Annotated in this window: 2 protein-coding genes; both read left to right on the top strand. The window is 74.9% G+C overall.

Going from position 1 to position 12,635, the window contains the following annotated elements; all coding sequences use genetic code 11:
- Positions 1 to 7,665: an amino acid adenylation domain-containing protein gene (locus tag AB8Z36_RS16950; protein WP_369214148.1), complete on the top strand. Its 7,665-nt coding sequence runs from the start codon at positions 1 to 3 to the stop codon at positions 7,663 to 7,665.
- A 28-nt stretch (positions 7,666 to 7,693) separates the two neighbouring features.
- A partial coding sequence (locus tag AB8Z36_RS16945) for an amino acid adenylation domain-containing protein (protein ID WP_369214147.1) occupies positions 7,694 to 12,635 on the top strand: 4,942 nt, incomplete at its 3' end.

The following is a 12,635-nucleotide window of genomic DNA, read 5'->3' as shown; positions in this document are numbered from 1 at the left end:
GTGTGGAAGGCGGGGGCAGCGTTCGTACCGCTGGACCCGGAGTATCCGGCGGAGCGGCTTGCGTTCATGGTGGTCGATAGTGGGGTGGAGGTCGTACTCGGAGCAACTGACACGCTGCCGGTGGGTGGGGTGCGGGTGGTACGCCTGGACGACCCGGAGGTGACCGAGCAGTCCGACGAGCCGCTGCGTACGTACATCGGCCCTGATCAGCTCGCGTACGTCATTTACACCTCGGGTTCGACGGGTCGTCCGAAGGGTGTGGCGGTCGCGCAGGGTGGCGTGACGAATCTGTCTGAGGCGATGCGTCCGGCGTTGGGTGTGTCGGAGGGTGCGACCGTGTTGCAGTTCGCGTCGTTCAGTTTTGACGCGGCGGTGTTGGATGTGGCGGTGACGTTGGCGGGTGGTGGGACGCTCGCGATCGCGTCGGCGGAGGAGCGGGCCCAGCCGGGCTTGCTGGCGGCGATGATCGACCGCACGGGTGTGAGCACGGCCAGTGTCGTGCCGTCCCTGTTGGGGGTCCTGGACCCGGCTGCCGTGCCGGGTGTGCGGAATTGGGTGCTGGGTGCAGAGCTGTTGACCGCCGATCTGGCCAGCCGGTGGGTGGGGCAGGCGCGGCTGTGGAACACCTACGGTCCGACCGAGGCCACGGTCATGGCGACGGCCGGTTTGGTGGCCGCTGCGGTGGGTCCCGGGGACCCGCCGCCGTCGATCGGGCGGCCCCTGGGCAACGTACGCACCTATGTCCTGGACGGCTTCTTGCGCCCGGTCCCGCCCGGTGTGACGGGGGAGCTGTACGTATCGGGGCCTGGTGTGGCGCGCGGTTATGTCGGGCGGCCGGAGCTGACCGCTGAGCGCTTCGTGGCCTGCCCCTTCCGTCCGGGCGTGCGGATGTACCGGACCGGTGACCTGGCCCGCTGGACGGACGAGGGAGAGCTGCTGTTCGCGGGGCGCGCGGATGACCAGGTGAAGATCCGGGGTTTCCGGGTGGAGCCGGGTGAGGTGGAGGCGGTGTTGGCCGCGCATCCCGACGTACGGCAGGCGACCGTGGTCGTACGCGAGGACCGGCCCGGCGACAAACGCCTCGTCGGCTACATCGTGACGGACGCCGAGGACGTGGACGTTCAGGCAGTGCGTGCCGCGATGGGGGCGCAGTTGCCGGAGTACATGGTTCCGGCGGCTGTGGTGGTGCTCGACGCGCTGCCGTTGACGGTGAACGGCAAGGTGGACCGGGTGGCGCTGCCCGCGCCCGATCTTGCCGAGCGGGCGGGTGACCGTGCGCCGCGTACGGAGGCGGAGGCGGTGCTGTGTGCCCTGTTCGCCGAGGTGCTTGGGCTCGACAGGGTTGGCGTCGACGCCAGCTTCTTCGAGTTGGGCGGTGACTCGATCAGTTCCATGCAGCTTGCCTCGCGGGCCCGTGGGAAGGGGCTTGTGCTCACTCCGCGCCAGGTCTTCGAGGAGAAGACACCCGAACGCCTCGCCGTCGTGGCGGACGTGGCCGCCGGGCAGGGGCCCGCGATCGACGATGCCGGAGTGGGTGAGGTGCCCTGGACGCCTGCGATGCGGGCGTTGGGGGAGCGGGCGGTGCGGCCCGGGTTCGCGCAGTGGGTGACGTTGGTCGCTCCGGCCGGTCTTGGGCTCGATGTTCTGGCGGCGGGATTGTCCGCCGTGCTGGATACGCATGCCATGTTGCGGGCCCGCACTGTGCCGGGTGAGCCGAAGCTGATCGTGGGAGAGCCGGGTTCCGTCGACGCGGTCCGCCTCGTGTCCCGTGTCGAGGCCGACAGCCACCAGGTGGACGAGGTAGCGGCGAGGGCCGCGCGGGAGGCCGCCGGTCGGCTCGACCCGGCGGCCGGGGTGATGGTGCGGGCGGTGTGGGTGGACGCGGGGCCGGACGTGCCCGGCCGTCTGGTGCTGTGTGTGCATCACTTGGTGGTCGACGGAGTGTCCTGGCGCGTGCTGACCCCCGATCTCCGGGCCGCCTGCGAGGCGGTCGCCGCAGGCCGGGCGCCCGTACTGGACCCGGCCGGAACGTCCTTCCGGCGCTGGGCCGAACTCCTGGCCGCCGAAGCGGTCGCCGAGCACCGCACCGCCGAACTCCCGCACTGGCTCGCACTCCTCGGTGACGCCACCGACGCCGCCGACGCGACCGACGACGCCACCGACGCCGACGCGACCGACGCCACCGACGCGACCGCGTCACCCCTCGGCAAGCGCCCCTTGGACCCCGCCACCGACACCGCGGCCACCCAACTCCGCCGCACCTGGAACGTGCCGCCCGCGCGGGCCGCCGCCCTGGTGGGCCGTACGACCACGGCCTTCCACTGCGGCGTGGACGACGTACTGCTCGCCACGCTGGCCGGTGCCGTCGCCGCGTGGCGGCCCAGTGGTGGGCGCGTGGTCGTCGTCGATGTCGAGGGGCATGGGCGGGAGCCGCTCGGGGACGTGGATCTGTCCCGTACGGTCGGCTGGTTCGCCGGGTCGCATCCGGTGCGGCTCGATGTGACCGGAGTTGATCTGCCGCAGGCCCTCGCCGGTGGTCCCGCCGCCGGTGAGCTGGTCAAGGCGGTCAAGGAGCAGGTGCGGGCCGTGCCCGGCGACAAGCTGGGCCACGATCTGCTGCGCCACCTCAACCCCGACACCGCCCCCGCACTGGCGGCGGCACCCGCCCCGCAGGTCGGCTTCAACTACCTCGGTCGCTTCGCCGCCGCCGCGCCGCACACCTCAGCGGCCGAGCCCTGGCAGCCCGCCGGGGCCGCCGCGATCGGCGGTTCTGTCGACCCGGGGACGCCCGTCGCCCACGCCCTGGACATCGGCGCGGTGGTGCGGGAGACCCCGGACGGGCCCGCGCTCGAAGTGAGCGTCGGGTGGCCCGCCGCGCTCTTCGAGGAGGCGGACGTCGAGCGCCTCGGACAGGTCTGGCTCGATCTGCTCGGCGGCCTCGCCCTGCACACCGCCGGACCCGGCGCGGGCGGACACACCGTCTCGGACTTCCCGCTCCTCGACACGCTGACGCAGGAGGGAGTGGCCGAACTGGAGGCCGCCGTACCGGCGTTGGAGGACGTGTGGCCACTGTCGCCGTTGCAGCAGGGCATGCTGTTCCACGCCACCTTCGACGATGCGAGCCCGGACCTCTATGAGAGTCAGCGCATGCTGGCGCTCGACGGGCCCCTCGACACCGGTCGCCTCCGGGCCGCCTGCGAGGCGCTGCTGCGCAGGCACCCGATCCTGCGGGCGGGCTTCCACCGTCTCGCGTCGGGCGAGGCCGTGCAGGTCGTGGCGCAGGACGTGCCGCTGCCGTGGCGCGAGGCCGATCTGTCGGGGCGCCCGGAGGCGGAGGCGCTCGCCGGTCTTGAGCGGCTCGCCGAGAGCGAGCGGGCGCACCGCATCGACGTGGCGTCGGCGCCGCTGCTGCGGCTGCTGCTCGTGCGGCTCGGTGAGCACCGGCACCGGCTGGTGCTCACCAGCCACCACATCATCATGGACGGCTGGTCGCTGCCGGTCCTGATCGGCGACCTCTCCGCCGCGTATGCCGCGTACGAGGCGGGCGGCGGTCGCGAGGACGGGCCCGCGGCCTCGTACGGGGACTACCTGGCGTGGCTGGCCCGGCAGGACGGGGACGCCGCGCGGGCCGCGTGGCGGACGGAGCTGGCCGGGCTCGAAGCGCCGACGCTGGTCGTGCCCGCCGAGTCGGCCGTCGTGCCGGTGGAACCGGACCGGGTGCGGTTCGAGTTCCCCGCCGGTCTGTCGCGGGGGCTCGCGGAACTGGCGCGGGCGCGTGGCCTGACGCAGAACACCGTGGTGCAGGGCGCCTGGGCGCTGCTGCTCGCCCGGCTCGTCGGACGGACGGACGTGGTGTTCGGCGCCACGGTCGCCGGGCGGCCGACGGACCTGCCGGGCGCGGACACGGCGATCGGTCTGTTCATCAACACCCTGCCGGTGCGGGTGACCCTGGCGGCCGGGCAGTCCGTGGCCGACCTGCTCACCGACCTCCAGGAGCGGCAGGTCAGGCTGCTCGGGCACCAGCACGTGGGGCTCGCGGAGATCCACCGACTGGCCGGGCCCGGCGCGACGTTCGACACGCTCGTCGTGTACGAGAACTATCCGCTCCCGCCCGCCGCGGCGCCGGGCCCCGAGGCGCTCGCCGTACGGCCGGTCGGCGCGCCGCGCGACATGGGGCACTACCCGCTGACGTTCGTCGTGTCGCCGGGCGAGCGGATGCGGGGTGACCTCGTCTTCCGGCCCGATGTCTTCGACCGGGCCGGGGCCGAGGACATGGTCGCCTCGCTGGTGCGCATCCTTGAGCAGGTGGTGGCCGATCCGGCGGTGCCCGTGGGCCGGGTGGACGTGCTCGGCGCCGAGGGGCGCGAACGGGTCGTGGGCGAGTGGAACCGTACGGAGTGCGCGGCGGCCGGTGTGCCGTTGCCGGAGCTGTTCCGGCGGCAGGCCGCGTGGACCCCGGACGTGGTCGCCGCCGAGGACGGGGAGCGGTCGCTCACCTACGGGCGGCTCGCGGGGGAGGCCGCCCGCCTGGCGCGGCATCTGATCGGCCTGGGCGTCGGTCCCGAGCGCCGCGTGGCGGTGGTCTCGGGGCGTTCGGTGCCGCTGGTGGTCGCGTTGCTCGCGGTGTCGATGGCGGGCGGGGTCTTCGTGCCGGTGGACCCGGCGTACCCGGCGGACCGGATCGCGCGGGTGCTCGCCGACGCGGCGCCGGAGGTCCTGGTGTGCGGCACGGCCACGCGGGACGCGGTGCCGGGTGACTTCCGCGGGCACGTCGTGGTGACCGACGAACCGGCGGTGGCCGGGGAGATCGCCGGGCTCCCGGCGGGTCCGGTGGATGACGGGGAGCGCCTCGCGCCGCTGACGGCGGCCCACGCGGCGTACGTCGTGCACACCTCGGGCTCGACGGGGCGGCCCAAGGGCGTCGTGGTGACGCACATGGGGCTGGGCAATCTGGCCCGTGCGCAGATCGAGCGCTTCCGGGTGCGGGCGGAGTCGCGGGTGCTCCAGTTCGCCTCGCCGAGCTTCGACGCGGCGGTCTCCGAGCTGTGCATGGCCTTGCTCTCCGGCGCTTCGGTGGTCCTGGCGCCGCCGGACGCGCTGCCGCCCCGGGTCTCCCTCGGCGAGGCGCTCGACCGGGCGGGGGCGACGCATGTGACGGTGCCGCCGAGCGTGCTGGCGGCGGAGGACTCGCTGCCGGAGCGCCTGGAGACGCTGGTGGTGGCCGGTGAGGCGTGCCCGGTGGGCCTGGTGGACCGGTGGTCGGCGGGCCGCCGGATGGTGAACGCGTACGGGCCGACCGAGACGACGGTCTGCGCGACGATGAGCGCCCCGCTGGCCCCGGGCCGCGATGTGGTGCCCATCGGCGGTCCGATGACCGGCGTACGCACCTACGTCCTGGACGGCTTCCTGCTGCCGGTGCCCGCCGGGGTGGCGGGCGAACTGTACGTGGCGGGGCCCGGCCTGGCCCGTGGCTACCTCGGACGCCCCGGACTCTCCGCCGAACGCTTCGTGGCCTGCCCCTACGGCTCCGGCGGCGAGCGGATGTACCGGACCGGGGACGTGGTCCGCTGGACCGACGGCGGTGAACTGGTCTTCGCGGGCCGCGCCGACGAGCAGGTCAAGATCCGTGGCCACCGGATCGAACCGGGGGAGATCGAGGCGGCCCTCGGCGAGCACCCGGACGTGACGCAGGCGGTGGTGGCGGCCCGCGAGGACAGGCCGGGCGACCGGCGCCTGGTGGCGTACGTCGTCGCGGCGGGGCGGGCCGGTGCGGGCGCCGCCGATCTCCCCGCCGCCCTCCGCGCCTTCCTCGCCCAGCGGCTCCCGGAGTACATGGTGCCCACGGCCGTCGTGCCGCTGGAGCGGCTGCCGCTGACACCCCACGGGAAGGTGGACCGGGCCGCCCTGCCCGCCCCGGACTTCGCAGCAAGGAGCGGCGGGCGGGAGCCGCGCACCGAGGCGGAGCGGGTCGTCTGCGCGTTGTTCGCCGAGGTGCTCGGGCTCGACCGGGTCGGCGTCGACGACAGCTTCTTCGAGCTGGGCGGCGACTCGATCATGTCGATGCAACTGGCCTCGCGGGCGCGCGGCGCCGGGCTCGTGCTGACCTCGCGGCAGGTGTTCGAGGAGAAGACCCCCGAGCGCCTCGCGGCCGTCATCGAGGTGGCGGGGCGGCCCGCCGAGGCCGATGGCGGCGGGGTCGGTGAGGTGCCGTGGACGCCGGTGATGCGGGCGTTCGGCGAGCGCGCCGCCCGGCCGGGGTTCGCCCAGTGGGTGACCCTCGGCGCGCCCGATGGGCTCACCCCGCGCATCCTCGCCGAGGGCCTGGCCGCCGTACTGGACGCGCACGACATGCTGCGGGCCCGGACGGTGCCCGGGGAGCCGAAGCTGGTGGTGGGCGAGCGCGGCTCGGTCGACGCGGCACGGCTGGTGAGCCGCGTGGCAGCGGATGAGGACGACGATGTCGACGAAGTCGCGCGGGCCGCGGCCCGCGCGGCGGCCGAGCGGCTCGATCCGGCCGCCGGAGAGCTGGTACGGGCGGTATGGGTGGACGCGGGTCCCGGCAGGACCGGCCGGGTCGTCCTCGCCGTGCACCACCTGGTCGTCGACGGGGTGTCCTGGCGCGTCCTGGTGCCCGATCTGCGGGCGGCGTGCGAGGCGGTGGCGGCGGGGCGCGAGCCCGCGCTCGACCCGGTCCCGACGTCGTTCCGGCGCTGGGCGGAACTCCTCGCGGCCCAGGCGTCCGACGCGGACCGCGTCGCCGAACTCGACGACTGGCGCAAGCTCCTCGGGGCGGGCGAGGAGCCCCTGGGGGCGCGGGCGCTCGACCCCGGCGCCGACGTCGCCGAGACGCTGCTCCACCAGTCCTGGCGCGTGCCCGCCCAACAGGCCGCCGTCCTGACGGGGAAGACCCCGGCCGCGTACCACTGCGGGGTGCACGAGGTGCTGCTCGCCGCCCTCGCGGGCGCCGTCGCGCACTGGCGGCCCGGTGGCGGCACCGGCGTGCTCGTCGACGTCGAGGGGCACGGCCGCGAGGACCTGGCGGGCGTCGACCTGTCGCGCACGGTCGGCTGGTTCACCAGCGTGCGTCCCGTGCGCCTGGACGTGGCGGGCGCCGACCTGGACAGCGCTATGGCGGGCGGCCCGGCGGCCGGTACGTTGGTCAAGGCCGTGAAGGAGCAGGTGCGGGCGGTGCCCGGCGACGGGCTCGGGTACGAGCTGCTGCGCCACCTCAACTCCGCGACCGGCCCGGTCCTGGAGGCCGCACCGGCCCCCCAGATCGGCTTCAACTACCTCGGCCGCTTCACCACCGGCACGCGTACGGGACCCGCAGGGCCCTGGCAGCCCGCCGGTGGCACCGCGGTCGGCGGCACGGCGGCCCCGGACATGCCCGTGACCCACGCCCTCGCGGCGGGCGCGGTGATCCGGGACAGCGCGGACGGACCCGAACTGGAGATCACTCTCAGCTGGCCGGGCCGGGTGCTCGACGCGGCCGGTGCCGAGCGGCTCGGCCGCGCCTGGCTCGCGGTGCTCGAAGGGATCGCCGCGCACACGGCCGATCCCGGCGCGGGCGGTCACACCCCGTCCGACTTCCCCCTGCTCGACCTCGCACAGAACCAGATCGAGGAGCTCGAAGCGGCTCTCGCCGAGGGAAACCGTTCCCGATGAGCATCAACCGTAATGAGGAGTAGGAGCGATGACCCGATCCCTTGTCGAGGACGTGTGGCCGCTTTCACCGCTTCAGGAGGGTCTGCTGTTCCACGCCGGCCTCGCCGACGAGGGGCCCGATGTCTACACCGTGCAGTCGGCGCTTGACATCGAGGGCGCCTTGGACGCGGCACGGCTCCGCGCCTCCTGGCAGGCGCTCGTGGCCCGGCATCCGGCGCTGCGGGCCTGCTTCCGGCCGGTGAGCGGGGCCCAGCTGGTCCAGGTCGTGGTGCGCGACGTGACGGTGCCGTGGACCGAGGCGGACGTCTCCGGGCTCGGGGAGGCCGAGGCGCGCGACCGGCTGCGCGAGCTGGCCGAGGGCGAACTGGCCCAGCGCTTCGACCTCGCGGCGGCGCCCCTGCTGCGGCTGCTGCTCGTCCGGGTCGGCGAGGACCGCCACCACCTGGTCATGACGCTGCATCACATCCTGATGGACGGCTGGTCGATGCCGGTCCTCCTCGGTGAGCTGTCCCAGGTGTACGAGGCGGGCGGGGACGCCTCGGCGCTGCGGCGGGCGGCGTCCTACGGCGACTATGTGGCCTGGGTGGCCCGGCAGGACAAGGAGGCGGCCCGCGCCGCCTGGCGCAGCGAGCTCGCGGGCGCGGACGAGCCGACGCTCGTGGTGCCCGCGGACCCGACGCGGCTGCCCGCCTTCCCCGAGCACGTCGTCGCCGAGCTCCCCGAGGACCTCTCCCGGGGCGTCGCGGCGCTGGCCCGTGCCAAGGGGCTCACGGCCAACACGGTGATGCAGACCGCCTGGGCGCTGGTCCTCGCGCGCCTCGCGGGCCGCACCGACGTGGTGTTCGGCAGTACGACGGCGGGACGCCCCGCCGAACTGCCGGGCGTGGAGTCCATGGTGGGCCTGCTCATCAACACGCTGCCGGTACGGGTGCGGCTGGACGGTGCCCGGTCGGTGGCCGACACCCTGGCGGAGGTGCAGCGGCGGCAGACCGCGCTCCTCGGCCACCAGCACGTGGGTCTCCTGGAGATCCAGAAGCTGGCGGGTCCCGCGGCCGTCTTCGACACGCTGGTGCTCTACGAGAGCTTCCCGCACCCGCCCGCCGGGTCGCCGTCGGACGACGCGCTGGTCATGCGCCCGTCGGGCATGGCCCGCGACGCCTCGCACTACCCGCTCACCCTCGTGGTCACCCCGGGCGAGCGGCTGCGCTGCAAACTCGACCACCGGCCCGACCTGTTCGGCCCCGACACCGCGCGCGCGATCCTCGGACGGGTCGTGCGGGTCCTTGAGCAGATGGTGGCCGCCCCGGAGACCCGCATCGCCGACATCGACGTCCTCGCGCCCGAGGAGCGGACCCGGCTCGTCCAGGAGTGGAACGGCACCGCGCGCGCGGTGCCGCCGGGGACCTGGGTGGACGCCTTCGACGAGCGGGCCCGGTGGTCCCCGGACGCGCCCGCGCTGCGGTGCGGCGCCGACGCGCTGTCGTACGCGGAGCTCGACCGCCGCGCCAACCGGCTGGCCCAGTACCTGACGGGCGCCGGGGTGGGCCGTGAGACGCGGGTCGGGCTGTGTCTGCCGCGCGGCACCGGACTGGTCGTGGCCCTGCTCGCGGTGTGGAAGGCGGGTGGTGCCTTCGTGCCCCTCGACCCGGCCCACCCACGGGACCGGCTCGCCCATCTGATCGCCGACAGCGGGGCCGAGGTCGTCCTCGGCACGGCGGGGASCCTGGCCGAGGTGGCGACGGGCGGGGCGCGGGCGATACGTCTCGACGAGGAGGCGGAGGCCGTCGCGGCGCAGTCCGCCAAACCGCCCGTCACCCTCACCGAGCCGGACCAGCTCGCGTACATCATCTACACCTCGGGGTCGACCGGACGCCCCAAGGGCGTGGCGGTGCCGCACGCGGGTGTGGTCAACCTCGCCGAGGCCATGCGGCCGGTCCTCGCCATGGCCGAGGGCGTGACGGCGCTCCAGTTCGCCTCCTTCAGCTTCGACGCGGCCGTCCTGGACGTGGCGACGACGCTGGCGGCGGGCGGCACCCTGGCCATCGCCACCGAGGACGAGCGCACCGACCCCGCCGCGCTTGCCCGGATGATCCGCTCGTCCGGGGTGAGCACGGCCAGCGTGGTGCCGTCCCTGCTGAGCCTCCTCGACCCGGCCGACGTGCCGTGGGTGCGCAACTGGGTGCTCGGCGCCGAACGCCTCACCGCCGACCTGGCGGGCCGCTGGACCGGCCAGGCCCGCGTCTGCAACACCTACGGCCCCACCGAGACCACCGTCATAGCCACCGCCGTACCGCTGGAGGAGAGCACCTCACCGGCCGGCCGCCCGCCGTCGATCGGCCGGCCCGTCCAGAACACCCGCGTGTACGTCCTCGACGGCTTCCTGCGCCCGGTCCCCGCCGGGATGACCGGTGAGGTGTACGTGGCGGGCTCGGGCGTCGCCCGCGGCTACACCGGGCGGCCCGGCCCGACCGCCGAACGCTTCGTGGCCTGCCCCTTCACCGAGGGCGCCCGCATGTACCGCACGGGTGACCTCGCCCAGTGGACGGCCGGGGGCGAACTGAGCTTCGTGGGGCGCGCGGACGCGCAGGTGAAGATTCGCGGCCACCGCGTCGAACCCGGCGAGATCGAGGCCGTCCTGACCGCCCACCCGGCGGTCGGCCAGGCGGTGGTCGTCGCCAGGGAGGACCGCCCGGGGGACCGGCGTCTGACCGCCTACGTCGTGCCCGACGGGACGTACGACGCGCCCGACGGGCAGGAGGACGGCCTGCGGCGGCTCCGTGAGCACGCCGCCGCGTCCCTGCCGGAGTACATGGTCCCCTCGGCGGTGACCGTCCTGGACGCGCTGCCCCTGACGCCCAACGGCAAGGTCGACCACCGGGCGCTGCCCGCGCCCGACCTCGCCGAGCGGGTCTCCGACCGGGCGCCGCAGGGCGAGACCGAGACGAAGCTGTGCGCCCTGTTCGCCGAGATCCTCGGCCTGGAACGGGTCGGCGTCGACGACAACTTCTTCGACCTCGGCGGTGACTCGGGCCTCGCGATGCGCCTCGTGGCCCGCGTGCGCGAGGAGTTCGGCGTCGAGCTGAGCATGCGGCGCCTCTTCGGCGAGTCCACGCCGATGGGCGTGGCCCGCATGCTGACCGCCAAGGCCCGCCCCGCCCTCCTGCCGGTCGAGGACCGGCCCGACGAGGTGCCCGTCACCGCCGGACAGCTCCGCACCTGGCACCTGGGCAGGCTCGGCGGCGAGACGGCCGCGCACCGCGCCTCGGTCGCCCTGCGGCTGCGCGGCGCACTCGACGTGGACGCGCTGCGGGCGGCCCTGGGCGATGTGGCAAACCGCCATGACATCCTGCGCACCGTCTTCGTCGGCGGTGGCTCCCGGGGTACGGAACCGCGGCAGCGCGTACTGGAGCCGGACGCCGCCCGGCCCGAGCCCTCCCGGCGGCGGGCCACCGAGGAGGAGCTGGCGGAGCTGCTCACCGAGCGTGCCGCGCTCCCCTTCGACCTGACCGCCGAACCACCCTGGAAGCAGCACCTGTTCGAGGTGTCGGAGACGGAGCACGTGCTGCTGCTCACCGTGCACCGCATCGCCACGGACGACCTGTCCCTCGACGTCCTCGTGCGCGACCTCGGCGCGGCGTACGGCGCACGGCGCGAGGGACGCGTCCCCCAGCGCGCCCCGCTGCCGCTCCAGTTCACCGACTACGCCCTGTGGGAGGCGGAGCTCCTCAAGGGCGCACAGGAGCCGGACAGCCTGATCGGCGAGGAACTCGCGTACTGGAAGGACGCGCTGGCCGACGCGGCCCCGGAGATCCGGCTGCCCGCCGACCGGCCGCGCCCCGCCCTCGCCACCCACCGCGCGGCCTCCGTACCGCTGCGCGTGGCCGCCGACACCCACCAGCGCCTGCTGGACATCGCCGAACCCGGCGGCTCGCCGACCTTCGCGGTGCTGCACGCCGCCCTCGCCCTGCTGCTCACCCGGCTCGGCGCGGGCAACGACATCCTGCTCGCCACCGAACTGCCGCGCCGCGACAGCGAGGGCGACATGGAAGGTGTGGTGGGGCCCTTCGCGGGGCCGCTGGTGCTGCGCGCGGACACCTCAGGCGATCCCACCTTCCGCGACCTGCTCGACCGGGTGACCGAAGGCGGACGTGAGGCGCGCGGGCACGCGGACATGCCCTTCGCCCGCCTGGTGGACGCCCTCGCGCCCGAGCCCTCGGCGGCCCGCCACCCCGTCTTCCAGGTGCGGCTCGACCTGCGCGACGACGGCACCGAGGAGTGGGACCCGTCCGAACTGCCCGGCCTGCACACCACCCGAGTCGAGGCGGGCGCGGCGGCCACCGAAGTGGACCTGGCGTTCGGCCTCACCGAACGCCACCGCCCCGACGGCGGCCCGGACGGCATCGACGGGCGACTCCGCTACGCCACCGAGCTGTTCGACCGCTCCACGGCCGACGCCCTCGCGCGGCGCCTCGAGCGCGTCCTCGAACAGGTCGCGGCACGCCCGGAGGCACGCCTGAGCGAGATCGACGTCTTCCTCGGCCAGGACGAACTGCGCCAGGTGGTGCGCGACTGGAACGGCACGGCGGCCACGCCGCCCGCGCGAACGGTGCTCCACGCCCTCGCCGACCGGGTGGCCCGCACCCCGCACGAGGTGGCCGTCACCGACCCGGACGCCATCCTCACCTACGCCGAACTGGACGCCCACAGCGAGACGGTGGCCCGGCGGCTGACCGCGCTCGGGGCGGGGCCCGAGGACGTCGTCACGGTGGCCCTCGCGCCCTCGACCGGCCTCGCGACCGCCCTGCTCGGCGTGCTCAAGTCCGGTGCCGCCTGCTTCCTCACCGCACCGGACAAGCCCCTGGACGACGGCGCGGCGGGCCGTCCCGCCGCCCTGCTGTGCACGGCGGCCACCGCCGCCGCGCTGCCCGCCGGCCTCACCGTCCCTGTGCTGCGGGCCGACACCCCGGCAC

It is taken from the genome of Streptomyces flavofungini, assembly GCF_041028215.1.
GTDB lineage: Bacteria > Actinomycetota > Actinomycetes > Streptomycetales > Streptomycetaceae > Streptomyces > Streptomyces flavofungini_B.
Note: the sequence above shows the minus strand (reverse complement) of the source record. Positions and strands in the feature narration are given on the sequence as shown.